This is a genomic window from Jannaschia sp. R86511 (assembly GCF_042466345.1).
Classification (GTDB): Bacteria; Actinomycetota; Actinomycetes; order Actinomycetales; family JBBAYJ01; genus Aquipuribacter.
Genome location: NZ_JAXHCD010000001.1, coordinates 2,323,237 through 2,338,410, shown reverse-complemented (window position 1 = coordinate 2,338,410; position 15,174 = coordinate 2,323,237). Strand labels below are relative to the sequence as shown.

The following is a 15,174-nucleotide window of genomic DNA, read 5'->3' as shown; positions in this document are numbered from 1 at the left end:
GGGTCAGGAGCTGTCCCTGGACCTCACGATGAGGTCCGCGAGCAGCCCCATCATGCCGATGAGCAGACCGGTGACGAGCAGCAGGACCGTGTTGTCGGCGAGGGAGAACAGCGCCTGGAACTGGTCGTAGACCAGCTTGGCCCCGCCCACCAGCAGCAGCGTGAGCGAGATGGGCAGCAGGATCCGCAGCGGGTCGAAGTACATGACCATCCGCAGGATCTGCAGGATGTAGCGGTAGGCGTCCTTGAAGAACTTGAACTTCGACACCCCGGCCCGCTTGCCGTACGTGATGGGCTCGTAGCGGATGTCGTGCTGGTTGGACAGGAACGAGATCGTCAGCGTCGTCACGCACGAGAAGCCGGGCGGCAGCAGGCGCAGGTAGGGCAACGACACGTCGCGACGGAACGCGCGCAGGCCGGAGTTGAGGTCCGGGATCTTCTGCTTGGTCAGCACCTCGGCGAACTTGCGGATGACCCACTTGGCGGGCATCCGGGCCCACTTGTGGGTGCCCTCCTCGGTGAGGCGGGCCCCGACCACGTGGTCGAAGGTCGGGTCCTCCAGCAGCATCCGGACGAACTCCGGGATGCGCTCGTTGGGGTACGTCATGTCGGCGTCGGTCCACACCACGATGTCGCCGTAGGCCTCGCGCGTGCCGATGCGGCGCGCCGTGCCCGCGCCGCCGTTGCGGCGGAACGGCATCAGCCGCATCCGGGGGTACAGGTGCTGGGCGTCCTTGAGGACCTGCAGCGTCGCGTCGGTGGAGGCGTCGTCGATGACGAGCAGCTCGTAGGACATGCCGTCGGCGTCCATGGCCCGGGTGATGCGGTCGACCTCGGCCAGGACGTGGTCCTGCTCGTTGTAGCAGGGCAGCACCACGGTCGCGGTGAGCCGGGGCCGGTCGTCGGTGACGAGCGGCTCCCGCATCGGCCGCAGCACGGGGCCGGGGGCGTCGGGGGCGACGGAGACCGGGTCGCCCGTGACGGGAAGGACCCCCGGGGACACCGCTGCGGTGGATGCGCTGGCTTCGTTCATGGCCTGCTCAGGGTATCCGCCGGACCTGGGTGCTCCGGCGCACCCGCGCGACCGGGCCCCGCGCGGGCGGCGCGGGGTGGTCGACGGAGGTGTGCCACCGTGGTCCCCGTGCAGATCGGCGCCCCTCCCCCGTCCTCGTCCCCCGGCCCCGCCGCGGTCGACGTGGCCCGCCTCGTGGCCTCGTTGCAGGCCGACCCGCGGCCCCGCCTGACCTGGTACGGCGAGGGCGGCAGCCGGGTCGAGCTGACCGGTCGCGTCCTGGCCCAGTGGGTGGCCAAGACGGCCCACCTGCTGGCGGAGGAGGCCGACGTGGTCCCCGGCTCCCGGGTGGCGGTCCGCCTCGGCGCCGACTGGCGCGCCCCCGTGCTCCGGCTCGCCGCCTGGTACCTGGGGGCGCAGGTGGACGAGGCGTCGGACGACGACGACAGGACCCCGGACGTCGTCGTCGTGCGCGAGGACGACGCAGACCGCGAGGCCCGGGCCGGCGCCGTCGTGGTCGTGGTCGCGGCGGCCGCGCTGCCCGGCCCGGTGCGGGACCTGCCCGCGGGGGCCGTCGACTACGGCGCCGAGGTGTCGGCGCAGCCCGACCAGCCGCCGGCCCCCGGACCGGCCACGGTCCTGCGCCTGGCCCTCACCGACGCCCGCCGGGTCCTGCTCGGCCCAGAGCGCCCGCCGCAGCACGCCGTGGCCGTGTGGGCGGGCGGCGGGTCGGTCGTGCTGCACACCGGCCTGGACCCGCAGGCGCTGCAGCGGGTGGCGGCCCAGGAGAACGTGGACCCGGACGTGGACCAGCCGGACGTGGACCAGCCGGACGTGGACCGGTAGGACAGCCGGTCTCAGACGCCGGCCAGCACCTCGTCGGCGGCCTCGGCCCAGCGCAGCCGCCACGGCCCGATCGGGGCGACGCCGACGGCCTTGAGCGAGTCGTGCGCCAGCACCGACCAGGCGGGGCGCGGCGCCGGCCGGTCCAGCTCCTCGCTGGCGATGGGCTCGACCATGTCGGGGTCGCGGCCCACGGAGCGGACCACCTCCATCGCCAGCTCGTACCAGGACGTCCAGCCGGCCGACGTCGCGTGGTAGGTCCCGGCCGGGGCCCCCGCGGCCAGCAGCCGCACCACGAGGTCGGCCACGTCGACGGTCCAGGTGGGCTGCCCGAGCTGGTCGTCGACCACCCGCAGGACGTCACGCTCGCGGGCCAGGCGGGCCATCGTCCGCGGGAAGCACGACCCGTGGGCGCCGTACAGCCAGGCCGTGCGCAGCACGAGGGCGTCGGCCCCCGACGCCCGCACCGCCTCCTCGCCGGCGGCCTTGGTGCGCCCGTAGGCGCCGACCGGGCTGAGCGGCGCGTCCGCGGGGACGGGCGTACCGGCCGGGTGCCCGCCGACCGCGTAGTCGGTGGACAGGTGCACCAGCCGGACGCCGGCGGCGGCGCAGGCGCGGGCCAGCGTCCCCGCCGCGGTCGCGTTGACCGCGAGGGCGTCGGCCTCGTGGGCCTCGGCGTCGTCGACCGCCGTCCAGGCCGCGCAGTTGACCACCACGTCGTGGCCGGAGACCGCGGTGGCGACCGCCTCGGCGTCGGTGACGTCGAGGTCGGAGCGGTCCAGCCCGGTCACCTCGTGGTCGGCCTCGAGCAGCGCCGTGACCAGGTCCGTGCCGAGCATGCCGGCTGCGCCGGTGACGAGGACGTCCATGGCGCGCAGGCTAGCGCCGGTGTCGGCTGCGTGCCGTGGCACCGCAGGCCGCGACGCCCAGTAGGTTCACCCCGTGCACGTCCTGTTCGTCACCCGCAAGTTCCCGCCGCAGACCGGCGGCATGGAGACCCTGGCCAAGGACACCTACGACGCCCTGCTGGCCGGCGGCTCCCGCGTCACCCTGCTGCGCAACGTCCGCAGCGACTGGGCGTCGTGGTGGTGGCTGCCGCTGACCCTGTGGCGGATGGCCCGCGTGATCCGCACCGACCGCCCCGACGTGGTCCTGCTGGGCGACGCGCTGATGAACGCCGTGGCCACCAAGCTGCTGCGGGTCTTCCACGTGCCGCACGCCACCATGGTCATGGGCCTGGACGTGACCTTCGACTCCTCGGTCTACCGCAAGATCGTGGTCCGGCACCTGCGGGCGGCCCCGCTGATCATCGCCATCAGCAACGCCACCGCGACCGCGGTCCGGGCGGCCGGGGTCGAGGAGGACCACCTGACCGTGCTGCGGCTGTCGGTGGAGCCGCCGCCCGACATGGCGCCGCGCGAGCAGGCGCGGGCCGAGCTGCGCGAGCGGCTGGGGGTGGGGCCCGGCACCGCGGTCCTCGTCACCCTGGGCCGCCTGGTCCGGCGCAAGGGCGTCGCCTGGTTCGTCGCGCAGGTGCTGCCGCACGCCCGGCGCGACGTGGTCCACCTGGTGGCCGGGGCCGGCCCGGCCGAGGACCGGATCCGCCGGGTGGCCCGCAGCAAGGGCCTGCAGGACTCCGTGCGCCTGCTGGGCCGGGTGAGCAGCGCCGACCGCGAGCTGCTGCTGCGCGGCGCGGACCTGTTCGTGCAGCCCAACATCCACGTCTACGGCGACATGGAGGGCTTCGGCCTGGTCAACGTCGAGGCCGCCGTCCGGGACCTGCCGGTGCTGGCCGCCGACATCGAGGGCATCCCCGACGCCGTCGTCGACGGCGAGACCGGCTGGCTGGTCACCTCGCAGGACGCCCCCCGCTGGCGGGCCCGACTCGACGAGGTGCTCGCCGACCTGGACGCCCTGCAGGCCACCGGCAAGACGTTCGGCGACACGGCCCGCGAGCTGTACTCGCCGCAGCGCTTCGCCCGGACCCTGCACGACATGCTGCAGCAGGTGGCCACGGGCGGGACCACCGCGGTCGAGCTGCACGCCGCGCGCAACAAGTGAGCGCGGCGCTAGGTTCGTGACCATGGACATCGTCGTCCCCGACGCGCGCACCGCCGTCGCCGACCTGCGCGACGGGGCCACCGTCGCCGTGGGCGGCTTCGGCCTGTGCGGCATCCCCCGGGTCCTCATCCAGGCCGTGCTCGACGCCGGCACCCGCGACCTCGAGGTCGTGTCGAACAACTGCGGCGTGGACGGCGCCGGGCTCGGGCTGCTGCTCGAGGCCGGCCGGGTCCGCCGCGTCGTGGCCAGCTACGTCGGCGAGAACAGGGAGTTCGCCCGGCAGTACCTGTCCGGCGAGCTCGAGGTCGAGCTGACCCCGCAGGGCACGCTGGCCGAGCGGCTGCGGGCCGGCGGGTCCGGCATCCCGGCGTTCTTCACCCGGACCGGGGTGGGCACCGTGGTCGCCGACGGCGGCCTGCCCTGGCGCTACGCCGCCGACGGCTCGGTCGCGGTGGCCTCGCCCGCCAAGCGGGTGGAGCGCTTCCCCGCCACGGCCGACCCCGACGCCGAGCCGGTCGACCACGTCCTGGAGACCGCGATCGTCGCCGACGTGGCCCTGGTGCGGGCCGCCCGGGGCGACCGGCTGGGCAACCTGCAGTTCCACGCCTCGGCCCGCAACTTCAACCCGCTGGTGGCCATGTCCGGCCGGCTGTGCGTGGCCGAGGTCGAGGAGCTGGTGGAGCCCGGCGAGATCGACCCGGATGCCGTGCACCTGCCGGGGGCCTTCGTGCACCGGGTGGTCGTGCTCAGTCCGGACCAGGCGGCCGACAAGCTCGTCGAGCGCCGGACGCTGCGACAGGAGGCCTCGTGAGCGAGCAGGGGACGCGACCCGCCGGCCTGAGCCGGGAGGAGATGGCGGCGCGCGCCGCGCGCGAGCTGAGCGACGGCGACTACGTCAACCTGGGCATCGGCCTGCCAACCCTGGTCGCCAACCACGTCCCCGCCGGGGTGGAGGTCGTGCTGCAGAGCGAGAACGGCATCCTCGGCGTCGGCCCCTACCCGGCCGAGGCGGAGGTGGACCCCGACCTCATCAACGCGGGCAAGGAGACCGTCACGGTCCTGCCCGGGGCGAGCTACTTCGACTCCGCGACCAGCTTCGCGATGATCCGGGGCGGCAAGATCGACATCGCCCTGCTGGGCGCCATGCAGGTGTCCCCGGCCGGGGACATCGCCAACTGGCTGGTCCCCGGCAAGATGGTCAAGGGCATGGGCGGGGCGATGGACCTGGTCCACGGCGCCCGTCGCGTGGTGGTGATCATGGAGCACGTGGCCCGCGACGGCTCCGCCAAGCTGGTGGGCGAGTGCACGCTGCCGCTGACCGGCCGCGGCGTCGTGGACCGCGTCATCACCGACCTGGCCGTGCTGGACGTCGACCGCGCCGACCCCGCGGGTGGCTTCGTGCTGCGCGAGCTCGCCCCCGGGGTGGCCCTGGAGGCCGTGCTGGCCGCCACGGGCACCCTGGTCCGGGTGCCGGACGACCTCGGGGCCGGGACCGGTGCCCGGCAGTAGCGTCCTGCCATGACAGTCGCGGTCACCGGAGCAGCCGGCTACATCGGGTCCCACGTCGCCCACCTGCTCGCCGAGACCGGGGTGCACGTCCTCGCCGTGGACGACATGTCCTCCGGGGTGGGGTCCCGGATCGACGCGTTCCCGCTGGTCGAGCTCGACCTGGCCCGCGACGAGGCGCCCGGCGTGCTGCGGGCCGCGTTCGCCCAGCACCAGGTGCAGGCCGTGGTGCACCTGGCCGCACGCAAGGCCGTCGGGGAGTCCGTGGAGCAGCCCACCCGCTACTACCACCAGAACGTCGCGGGGCTGGCCAACCTGCTGACCGCGATGCAGTCCTCGGGCGTGGACCGGCTGGTGTTCTCGTCGTCGGCGGCCGCGTACGGCATGCCCGACGTCGACGTGGTCGACGAGGCCATGGCCTGCGCGCCGATCAACCCCTACGGCGAGACCAAGCTCGTCGGGGAGTGGCTCGTGCGGGCCGCCGCCCGCGCCACGGGGCTGCGTGCCGTGAGCCTGCGCTACTTCAACGTCGCGGGCACCGGCCGGCCGGAGCTGGCCGACACGTCGGTGGCCAACCTGGTGCCGATCCTGCTGGCCCGCGTCGCCGAGGGCCTGCCGGCCGCGGTGTTCGGCGACGACTACCCGACGCCCGACGGCACCTGCGTGCGCGACTACGTGCACGTCGCGGACCTGGCCGACGCCCACGTGGCGGCGCTGGGCTACCTGGAGCAGGACGACCGCCCCTACGACGTGCTGAACGTCGGCACCGGGCACGGTGCGTCCGTCCTGGACGTCGTCGCCTCGCTGTCGCGGGCGCTGGGGCACCCGGTCCCCACCGTGGTGGAGCCGCGCCGGGCCGGCGACCCGCCCCGCCTGGTCGCCTCGGTCGAGCGCATCAGCGAGGTCCTGGGCTGGCGCGCCGCCCGGGACCTGGACGACATCTGCGCCTCCGTGGTGCCCGCCCGCGCCTGAGCCCCACCACGGCCGGGGGCGCCCGCCACCGGACCGACGGGTCGCCGAGCGGTGGCCGTGGCACGGCCCCTGCGCGACTACCCTGCGACGGGCGGGCCGCGGGGCCCGCCGGAGACGGAGAACGGATGTCGAGGGACCAGGGCCTGCTGCGCGACGTGTACCTGGGGGTCATGACCGGCGCCCGGCGCGGGTTGGACCGGACGCGGTTGCTGAACATGTGGGACCGGCAGGTGGCCGCCAACCCGCGGTCGGTCTCCGCGCACCTGCGGACGCTGCTCGCGGTGCACAACGCCGAGGACCTGGTCCGGATGGACCTGCCCTGGTGGACCTACCAGGCGGTGGACGCCGTGGACGCGTTCCTGGCCCGCCACGACGGGGCCGGCCGGGTCTTCGAGTACGGCTCCGGGGCCAGCACGCTGTGGCTGGCCCGGCGGGCCGGCTCGGTCGACGCGGTGGAGCACGAGGCCGAATGGGCCGAGCGGGTGCGCGAGCTGCTGGCGACGACGCCGGGCCTGCGCTGCACGCCGACCGTCCACGTGCCGGCGGTGCCCACGAGCACCTCGCCGGTGGTCGCCTCGGGCGCGCCCAGCGGGCAGGGCCTGGACTTCGCCGACTACGTGAAGGCGATCGACGACGTGCCGGGCGACTTCGACCTGGTGCTGGTCGACGGCCGGGCCCGGGGCGAGGTGCTGCTGCACGTGCTGGACCGGGTGGCCCCGGGCGGGCTGGTGCTGCTGGACGACGCCCAGCGCACCCGCTACTCCCCCGCGGTCGACGAGGCCGCCCGGCGCGGCTGGCTGGTCCGCCGGACCCGGGGCGCGACCCCGTGCCAGCCGGTCCCGCGCGAGACCGTGCTGCTGTCGCGCGAGCCCGCCGCCCTGGGCGGGTGAGCACGCCCGGGCCACCGGCCGTCGACGGCCCGACCGTCGGCGGCCCGGCCGGCCCCGGGTCCCGGGCACGGCTGCTCACCTGGCTGTCGGTGCTGGTCGGCGTGGGCGTGCTCGTGCTCGGCACCGTCGTGGTGGTCGACCGGTGGGACGAGGTGTCGGAGGCCCTGACCGCCATCGGCTGGGGACCGGCGCTGCTGTGCCTGCTGCTGACCACGGCGGGGGTGCTGGCCACGGGTGAGTGCTGGCGGGTCTGGCTGCGCGCCCTGGGAGGCGGCCCGTCGCCCTGGGTGGCGCACCGCGTCTTCTACGTCACGCAGGCGGGCAAGTACGTGCCCGGGTCGCTGTGGCCCGTGCTGGCCCAGGCGGTGCTGGCCCGTCGCTACGGGGTCGCGCGGCCGGCCATGGTGGGGGCGGCGACGCTGTTCCTGCTGCTGCACACCGTGACCGGCGTCGTCGTCGGGGTCGTCGGGGTGGGGGCGGGTCTGGCGTCGCGGTGGGCCTGGCTGGTGCTGCCGGTGGCCGTGGCCGGGCTCGTCGTGCTGCTGCCCCCGGTGCTGGGCCGGCTGCTGCGCGCGCTGGCCCGGTGGCGTCCCGCGCTGGCGACGGCGTCACCGGGCTGGTCGGCCACCGGCCGGGCCGCGGCGTTGATGGGGCTGGCCTGGGCCTGCTACGGCACCGCCACCTGGGTGCTGCTTCAGCCGCTGGGCGCCGCCGCGGGCACGCTGCCCGCCGCGGTCGGCGGCTACGCGCTGGCCTGGGTGGTCGGGTTCCTCGCCGTCGCCGCACCGGCCGGGGTGGGCGCCCGCGAGGCGGTGCTGGTGGCTGTGCTCGGCCCGGTCGTCGGGGTGTCGGAGGCGCTGTCGGTGGCCCTGGTCTCCCGGGTCGCGCTCACGGTGGCCGACCTGGGCCTGGCCGCGGCGTCCGCCGGGGTGCTGCGCCGTCCTGCGGGCGCGGTGACCCCGGCCGGGCCGGACGCGCCGGGCCAGCCGGGTCAGCCGGTCCAGCGCGGCAGCAGCCCCGAGTCCAGCGCCTCCTGAAGCGTGGGCGCGACCTGGTCCTTGGCCGACAGCTCCAGCGTCAGCGGCGTGCCGTCCCGCCCGACCTCGGGCCACCGGATGCCGACGTCGGCGTCCAGCGGGTGCACCCCGTGCTCACGCTCGGGCGTGTAGGGCGCCGAGCAGAGGTAGGCCACGGTGGAGCCGTCGGCCAGCGACAGGAACGCGTGCCCGACCCCGACCGGCAGGTACGCGGCCCGCCGGTCCACGTCGTCCAGCAGCACCGAGTCCCAGCGGCCGAACGTCGGGCTGCCGACCCGCAGGTCGACGACGACGTCCATGACCGACCCGGACAGGCAGGTCACGTACTTGGCCTGCCCGGGGGGCACGTCGGCGAAGTGGATGCCGCGCAGCGCGCCCGCGGCCGAGACCGAGCAGTTGGCCTGCTGCAGGTCGAAGCGCTGGCCGGTGGCCCGGGTGAAGACGTCGTCGCGGAACCACTCGAGGACCAGCCCGCGGGAGTCGCCGAACTGGCGCGGGGTGACCTCCAGGGCCCCCTGCACGGCCAGCTCACGCACCTGCACGGCTCAGACCCCCAGCCCGGCGCGCTGCTTGAGCGGCTCCCACCAGGCGCGGTTCTGCTCGTACCAGCGCACGGTGTCCGCCAGGCCCTCGTCGAAACGGACCCGCGGCTGGTAGCCCAGCTCCTCCCGGGCCTTGGCGATGTCGACGGAGTAGCGGCGGTCGTGGCCGAGCCGGTCGGCCACCGGGACGACGGCGTCCCACTCCCGCCCGGTCGCGGCCAGCAGCCGCTCGGTCAGCTCCCGGTTGGTCAGCTCCGTGCCGCCGCCGATGTTGTAGACCTCACCGGCCCGGCCGTCCTGCAGCACCAGCTGGATGCCGCGGCAGTGGTCGTCCACGTGCAGCCAGTCCCGGACGTTCAGCCCGTCGCCGTACAGCGGCACGGTGCCGCCGTCGAGCAGGTTGCTGACGAACAGCGGGATGACCTTCTCGGGGAACTGGTACGGCCCGTAGTTGTTGCTGCAGCGCGTGATGCAGACCGGCAGGCCGTGGGTGCGGTGGAAGGCGCGGGCGAGCAGGTCGCTGCCGGCCTTGGACGCCGAGTACGGGCTGTTGGGCTGCAGCGGCGCCTCCTCCGACCAGGAGCCGCTCTCGACCGAGCCGTAGACCTCGTCGGTGGACACGTGGACGAAGCGGGCGACGTCGTGGCGCAGGGCGGCGTCCAGCAGCACCTGGGTGCCGACGACGTTGGTCGTGACGAAGTCCGCCGCCCCGCCGATCGAGCGGTCCACGTGCGACTCGGCGGCGAAGTGCACGACGTGGTCCGCCCCGGCCACGAGCCCGTCCACCGCGGCCGCGTCGCGGATGTCGGCCACGGCCAGGCGCAGCCGCGGGTCGTCCAGCACCGGTGCCAGGTTGTCGCGGTTACCGGCGTAGGTGAGGGCGTCCAGGACCACCACCTCGTCGGGCGCGTACCCGTCGTACCCGCCCTGCAGGACGGTCCGGACGTAGTGGCTGCCGATGAAGCCGGCACCCCCGGTGACGAGCAGACGCATGGGAACTCCTTGGGACTCGGGACGACGCCCGTGAGCCTAGTGGCGACGGTGCGCGCCCCGAGGCGGTTCGGCCGCGGGCCGCGGCTCCGGCGCTCAGGCCCCGCCGGGTCCGCCGTGCAGGTCGGCCCGCACCATCCGGGCCACGACCTCCTCGAACGGCACCGTGGGCGCCCAGCCGAGCCGGTCCCGGATCCGGCGCGCGTCGCCCACGAGGTCGACGGCGTCGACGGGCCGCACCAGGGCCGGGTCCACCTGGACCAGCTGCTCCCAGTCCTCGACCCCCGCCGCCGCGAACGCGGCCGCGACCAGCTCGCGCACGCTGTGCCCCACCCCGGTGGCGACCACGTAGTCGTCGGGCGTGTCGGCCGCGGCCATGCGCACCAGCGCGTCGACGTGGTCCGGCGCCCAGCCCCAGTCGCGCCGCGCCTCCAGGTTGCCCACCCGCAGCGTCGAGGCGGTGCCGGCGACGATCCCGGCCACCGTGGTGGTGATCTTGCGCGTGACGAACGTGTGCGGCCGCCGCGGCGACTCGTGGTTGTACAGGATGGCCGCGCCGACGTGGTGCCCCGCCTGCCGGTACACCCCGCCCAGGTGCAGCGCGAAGGCCTTGGCCGCGCCGTAGGGCGAGGTGGGCCGCACCGGCGTGGTCTCGTCCTGCGGCGAGCTGGTCGCGGCCCCGAACACCTCGGCGCTGGAGGCCAGCACGACGCGGGGCCCCTGGCCGGGCGACGAGCCGTCGCCGAAGCAGGCCTCGAGCAGCCGGGCCACGGCGGTGCCCGTCACCTCCGCGCACCGGGCGGCCTCGCGCCACGACTGCGCCACCGACGACATCCCGGCCAGGTGGAAGACCACGTCGGGGGCCACCTCGGGCAGCAGCCGCTCGAACGTGCCGGCCTCGGCCACGTCACCGGGGTGCACGTGCACCCCGGCCACGGCCCGCTCGCCGGCCCCGTGCACGAGGCCGTGCACCGTCCAGCCGTCCGCCAGCAGGCGCTCGGCCAGGTAGCTGCCGTCCTGCCCGGTCACCCCCGTGATGAGGGCGCGGCCCGTCACCGGCAGCCTCAGGGCAGCAGCTGGCGCTGCTGCTCGAGGTCGCTGTCGACCATCATCCGGACCAGGTCGGCGAACCCGACCGTCGGGGTCCAGCCCAACCGCTCCTTGGCCTTGGCCGGGTCGCCCACCAGCTCGTCCACCTCGGCGGGCCGGAAGAACGCGGGGTCCTGGACCACCTTGTCCGACCAGTCGTCCACCCCGACGTGGGCGAAGGCGACGTCGAGCAGCTCGCGGATGGAGTGCGCCTCCCCCGTGGCCACGACGTAGTCGTCGGCCTCGTCCTGCTGCAGCATCCGCCACATCGCCTCGACGTAGTCCCCGGCGAAGCCCCAGTCCCGCCGCGCCTCGAGGTTGCCCAGCGTGATCCGGTCCTGCTGGCCCAGCGCGATCCGGGCCACCGCCTGGGTCACCTTGCGGGTGACGAACTCGGGCCCGCGCCGCGGCGACTCGTGGTTGAACAGGATGCCGCTGGAGGCGTGCATGCCGTAGGACTCGCGGTAGTTGATGGTCATGTAGTGCCCGAAGACCTTGGCCACCCCGTACGGGCTGCGCGGCCACAGCAGGGTGGTCTCGCGCTGCGGCACCTCCTGCACGCGGCCGAACATCTCCGAGCTGGACGCCTGGTAGAAGCGCACCTGCGACAGGTCGTCGCCGCAGTGCAGCCGCACGGCCTCCAGGGCGTTGAGCACGCCCTGGGCGGTGACCTCGGTGGTCAGGTGGGCGTTCTGCCAGGAGTAGGCCACGTAGGAGATGGCCCCGAGGTTGTAGACCTCGTCGGGCGAGGCGGTCGACAGCGCCCGCAGCAGGCTCGACAGGTCGGTCAGGTCGCCGGTCAGCTGCTTCACGTCCGGCAGCTCCTCGGCCAGCGTCGCGGCCTTGGGGTTGTTCTGGCCCCGGACGAGCCCGTACACCTCGTAGCCCTTGCCGAGCAGCAGCTCCGACAGGTACATCCCGTCCTGACCGGTGATTCCCGTGATGAGCGCGCGAGGCATGCGCAGAGCCTGCCACGGGCCGCACCCCGTGTCGGACCCACGACCGGGACGAGGGGGACGAGACGGGCGGGCCCGCCATCTAGGCTGGCCCGCATGCCCGGTCCCGTCGCCACCGAACGTCGCCGGCACGGGACGCGCCGCCACCAGGACCAGGCCGTCACCGCGGCCCCGCCCGGGGCCGACGCCCCCGCCCCCCGGAGGTCCGTGCTGACCCGCGCCTGGGTGTGGGTGCTGCTGGTGACCGCGGTGCTGGTGGCGCTGCTGCCGGTGTGGGCGTCACCGGTTCAGTCCGACGACCGGTACTGGTACCTGATCTCCGCCGCGGACTTCGACGGCTCGCTGCTGGCCGTGCTCGCCCAGGTGGCCCAGGACGCGGACCCGGCCAACGGCCGGGTCACGCCGCTGGCCTTCGCGGTGCGCCGGCTGGCGGCGGTCACCGTCCTGGACCTCGCCGTGGCCACCGGCGTGCCCGTGGCCGTGTGGCACGCCCTGGTCAAGCTGCTCACCCTGCTGGCCGCGGTGGCGGCCGTCCACGCGTTCGTGTCCTCGCTGCGCCGACGCGGGCCGGAGGGCCTGGAGCCGCTGTCCCGCGGCACCCGGACCTTCCTGCTGGCCGGCACGGTGGCGGCGGCGGCCGCCGGGGCCCAGACGCAGGTGCCGGCCCGCAACGGCTGGGTCGCCTACCCGCTGCTGACGGTGGGCGCCGTGGTGGTCGTGCTGGGGACCCTGGCGCTGCTGCTCGTCCTGGCCCGTGCCGTCGGCCGGGGCGGGGCACGGGCGGTGCTCCTCGCGCTGCTGGTGGGCGTCGTGCTGGGCGTCGTGCTCAACACCACCTACGAGCTGTACGTGGTGGCCGTGCCCGCGGGGGTCGTGCTGCTGCTGCTGATGCCGGTCACCGCGGGGGGCCGGCTGCGGGACGAGGTCCGGGCCAAGGTCCTGACCCTGACCCCGTTCCTGGTCTCGTTCGTCGTCGTCCTGGTGGCGATCCGCGCCGGCATCGCCGCCGCGTGCCAGGGGACGATCGAGCGGATCGACGGCATCCCCGGCGAGCAGGAGCCGTGCTACGTCGGCACCGACCCCAGCCTGGGCACCGGCGTCCTGGTCACCGGGTTCCGCAACCTGCTGGGCAGCCTGCCGGTGTTCGGGCGGACCGAGCTGCTCGAGGACATGACGGCGCTGTCCGACGACCCGGTGGTCCCGGCCCTGGTCAGCCCCGCGTCGCTGCTGCTGGGCCTGCTCCTGGCCGGCTGCCTGGTCGTGCTGTGGCGCCTGCGCCCGGGCCCGGCGGCCGTCGCGGGCGACGACCCCCGCCCGGGCGGTACCGGTGAGGTCGGGGTGCTGCTGCGCGCGGCCGTCGTGGTGCTGCTGGTGGCGCTCGGGGCGGCCGGGATCATGTCGCTGTCGGTCCAGGCCCAGGAGCTGGTGGCCAGCCTCGGCCTGCCCTACCGGCACACGGTCCTCGCCTGGTTCTGCCTGGCCCTGGCCGGCCTGCTCGCGGTGCGTGCCCTGGTGCTGCTGCACCCGGCCCGCGCCGGCCTGCTGGTGCTCGCCTCCGCCGTCGTGCTGGGCACGCTCGTCGCCGTCACCTTCCCCAGCAACGTCGCCGCGACCCGGACCGCCCGCAACCTGCCCGGCAGCGCAGCGGTCGTCGCCGTGCACGGCGAGCTCGCCCGCGGCGACCTGTCCCGCGCGGGCGACATCCGCCGCTGCGACACGGTCGCGCTCGCCCACCGGGACGTCACGGCGACGTCGACCCGCACCCCGCTGCTGCGCGGCGCCGACGAGTCGTTCCGGCTGTACTTCGGCGAGCCCTACTGCTCCCTGGGCACCGAGGACCCGAGGGACGAGGGGGCCGACGGGTAGCGCTGCCGCATGGCCCGGGCGGTCGCCTCGGCCGCCACCGGGTCGGCCGTGCTGTCGAGCCGGACCACGTAGGTCGGCTTGTGCATGCTGCGGAAGTGCAGCCGGCCGACGTACTCCCCCAGCACCCCGATCGACAGCATCTGCGCGGCCGAGAACAGCGCGATCATCGAGGCGAGCGTGGTGAACCCGCTCACGGTGGTCGACCCGACGAAGTAGCCCACCAGCACGGTCGCGAGCAGCACGGCACCCAGCACGGCGCAGACCACCCCGAGAACCGTGACCAGCCGCAGCGGCAGCGTCCCGTAGCCGGTCACCATGTTCAGGGTGTGCCGCATGAGCTTGCGCAGCCCGTAGGCCGACTCCCCCGCCTCGCGCTGGTCCATCTGGACGTCGACCCGGGTCACCGCCACCGTGGTCCACGACAGCAGCACGTCGACCGACGCGAACGCGTCGGCCGCCTCGGGGAAGCCGTGGCGCAGCTCGGTCCGGAACGCCCGGAACGCCGACACGTCGGAGGCGTTGTCGACCCCGGCCAGCGCCAGGCCGCGCTTGACCGCCCGCGAGGCCAGCGAGCGCCAGAAGGCGTGCTCCTCGGTGACGGCCACGCCGTAGACCAGGTCCACCAGAGGGTCCTGCAGCGGCTCGACGAGCCGGGTGATCTGGTCCGGCCGGTGCTGCAGGTCGTCGTCCATGGTCACGACCACCTCGAACGACGCCCGCTCGATCCCGGCCAGCAGGGCGTTGTGCTGGCCGTAGTTGCGGCTCAGCATGAGCACGCGGACCCGGGGGAAGCGCCGCGCCAGGTCGTTGGCCAGCGCGAACGTCGAGTCCGGGCTGCCGTCCACGACCAGCACCAGCTCGAAGTCGTCGACCCCGGAGCCCGGTCGACCCAGCTCGGCGTGCACCCCCTCGACCAGCCCGGCCAGGGTCTCGACGGAGCGGTAGCAGGGCACGACCACGGACAGCCTCATGGCTGCGACCTCCTGAAGCTGAAGAACCGGTGACCCAGGTACGACGCGACGGCCACCACCACGATGGCCACGACCTGCGCGACGAACGGGTCGACCCCGGCCAGCTCGACCAGCAGCGGGGTCGCGACGAAACCGGCGACCATGCCGCTGGACCACACCGACAGGAACCGCCAGAAGTCGGCCTGCCAGCGGCGGGAGGACCGGAACACCAGCGTCCGGTAGGCCGGGAAGGCCAGGGCGATGGTGACCGCGTGCGCCAGGGCGATGGCCAGCATGTACGGCAGGTCCAGGGCCAGGCCCGCGGCCACCGCACCCAGGTAGAACAGCGTCGTGGTGCCGGCCACGAGCAGGTACCGCACCTGGTGGGTGCCCAGCAGCGCCCGGGCCCGGCCGACGACGGGCCCGCCACGGCGCGTCACCGTCTCACCACTCATGGCGTC

Annotated in this window: 16 protein-coding genes; 8 read left to right on the top strand and 8 right to left on the bottom strand. The window is 74.8% G+C overall.

What is annotated here, in order from left to right:
- Positions 1–3: 3 nt before the first annotated feature.
- On the bottom strand, positions 4–1,032 hold the full coding sequence (locus SJY06_RS11020) for a glycosyltransferase family 2 protein (protein ID WP_380167484.1): 1,029 nt from the start codon (positions 1,030–1,032) through the stop codon (positions 4–6).
- Between the two features lie 108 nt (positions 1,033–1,140).
- On the opposite strand from SJY06_RS11020, the gene SJY06_RS11015 reads away from it, so the two are divergent.
- Positions 1,141–1,857 (top strand): TIGR03089 family protein, encoded by a 717-nt coding sequence (locus SJY06_RS11015; protein ID WP_380167482.1) that lies wholly within the window; start codon positions 1,141–1,143, stop codon positions 1,855–1,857.
- A gap of 11 nt (positions 1,858–1,868) precedes the next feature.
- Here SJY06_RS11015 and rfbD read toward each other — a convergent pair whose 3' ends face one another.
- Complete coding sequence (gene rfbD, locus SJY06_RS11010; protein ID WP_380167480.1) at positions 1,869–2,723, bottom strand: dTDP-4-dehydrorhamnose reductase; 855 nt, start codon at positions 2,721–2,723, stop codon at positions 1,869–1,871.
- 73 nt (positions 2,724–2,796) lie between these two features.
- Between rfbD and SJY06_RS11005 the strand changes: the two genes are divergently transcribed.
- The 6 genes from SJY06_RS11005 to SJY06_RS10980 all read left to right on the top strand — a co-directional run bounded on the left by SJY06_RS11005 (position 2,797) and on the right by SJY06_RS10980 (position 8,320).
- A complete protein-coding gene (locus SJY06_RS11005) occupies positions 2,797–3,915 on the top strand; it encodes a glycosyltransferase family 4 protein (protein ID WP_380167478.1) in 1,119 nt (372 codons plus the stop codon).
- A gap of 22 nt (positions 3,916–3,937) precedes the next feature.
- Positions 3,938–4,726, top strand: a complete 789-nt coding sequence (locus SJY06_RS11000) for a CoA transferase subunit A (RefSeq protein WP_380167476.1) — start codon at positions 3,938–3,940, stop codon at positions 4,724–4,726.
- A 41-nt stretch (positions 4,727–4,767) separates the two neighbouring features.
- Entirely contained in the window at positions 4,768–5,424 is a 657-nt protein-coding gene (locus SJY06_RS10995; protein ID WP_380169698.1) for a 3-oxoacid CoA-transferase subunit B, read from the top strand.
- 9 nt (positions 5,425–5,433) lie between these two features.
- On the top strand, positions 5,434–6,393 hold the full coding sequence (gene galE / locus SJY06_RS10990) for a UDP-glucose 4-epimerase GalE (protein ID WP_380167474.1): 960 nt from the start codon (positions 5,434–5,436) through the stop codon (positions 6,391–6,393).
- 125 nt (positions 6,394–6,518) lie between these two features.
- A complete protein-coding gene (locus SJY06_RS10985; protein ID WP_380167472.1) occupies positions 6,519–7,283 on the top strand; it encodes a class I SAM-dependent methyltransferase in 765 nt (254 codons plus the stop codon).
- Positions 7,280–8,320 (top strand): lysylphosphatidylglycerol synthase domain-containing protein, encoded by a 1,041-nt coding sequence (locus SJY06_RS10980; RefSeq protein WP_380167470.1) that lies wholly within the window; start codon positions 7,280–7,282, stop codon positions 8,318–8,320. The genes SJY06_RS10985 and SJY06_RS10980 overlap by 4 nt, the downstream gene beginning before the upstream one ends.
- Here the strand turns inward: SJY06_RS10980 and SJY06_RS10975 are convergent.
- The 4 genes from SJY06_RS10975 to SJY06_RS10960 all read right to left on the bottom strand — a co-directional run bounded on the left by SJY06_RS10975 (position 8,275) and on the right by SJY06_RS10960 (position 11,900).
- On the bottom strand, positions 8,275–8,862 hold the full coding sequence (locus SJY06_RS10975) for a dTDP-4-dehydrorhamnose 3,5-epimerase family protein (RefSeq protein WP_380167468.1): 588 nt from the start codon (positions 8,860–8,862) through the stop codon (positions 8,275–8,277). The genes SJY06_RS10980 and SJY06_RS10975 overlap by 46 nt on opposite strands.
- A gap of 3 nt (positions 8,863–8,865) precedes the next feature.
- Positions 8,866–9,855: a dTDP-glucose 4,6-dehydratase gene (gene rfbB, locus SJY06_RS10970; protein WP_380167466.1), complete on the bottom strand. Its 990-nt coding sequence runs from the start codon at positions 9,853–9,855 to the stop codon at positions 8,866–8,868.
- Between the two features lie 93 nt (positions 9,856–9,948).
- A complete protein-coding gene (locus tag SJY06_RS10965; RefSeq protein WP_380167464.1) occupies positions 9,949–10,908 on the bottom strand; it encodes a GDP-mannose 4,6-dehydratase in 960 nt (319 codons plus the stop codon).
- Positions 10,909–10,916: 8 nt separating this feature from the next.
- Positions 10,917–11,900 (bottom strand): GDP-mannose 4,6-dehydratase, encoded by a 984-nt coding sequence (locus tag SJY06_RS10960; RefSeq protein ID WP_380167462.1) that lies wholly within the window; start codon positions 11,898–11,900, stop codon positions 10,917–10,919.
- A gap of 93 nt (positions 11,901–11,993) precedes the next feature.
- On the opposite strand from SJY06_RS10960, the gene SJY06_RS10955 reads away from it, so the two are divergent.
- Positions 11,994–13,763: a hypothetical protein gene (locus SJY06_RS10955; RefSeq protein ID WP_380167460.1), complete on the top strand. Its 1,770-nt coding sequence runs from the start codon at positions 11,994–11,996 to the stop codon at positions 13,761–13,763.
- Here SJY06_RS10955 and SJY06_RS10950 read toward each other — a convergent pair.
- Both SJY06_RS10950 and SJY06_RS10945 read right to left on the bottom strand, forming a co-directional pair.
- Positions 13,712–14,734, bottom strand: coding sequence for a glycosyltransferase (locus SJY06_RS10950; protein WP_380167458.1), 1,023 nt, complete (start codon positions 14,732–14,734; stop codon positions 13,712–13,714). The two genes, SJY06_RS10955 and SJY06_RS10950, sit on opposite strands and share 52 nt — an antisense overlap.
- Entirely contained in the window at positions 14,731–15,168 is a 438-nt protein-coding gene (locus tag SJY06_RS10945; RefSeq protein ID WP_380167456.1) for a GtrA family protein, read from the bottom strand. The genes SJY06_RS10950 and SJY06_RS10945 overlap by 4 nt, the downstream gene beginning before the upstream one ends.
- Between the last annotated feature and the right edge of the window lie 6 nt (positions 15,169–15,174).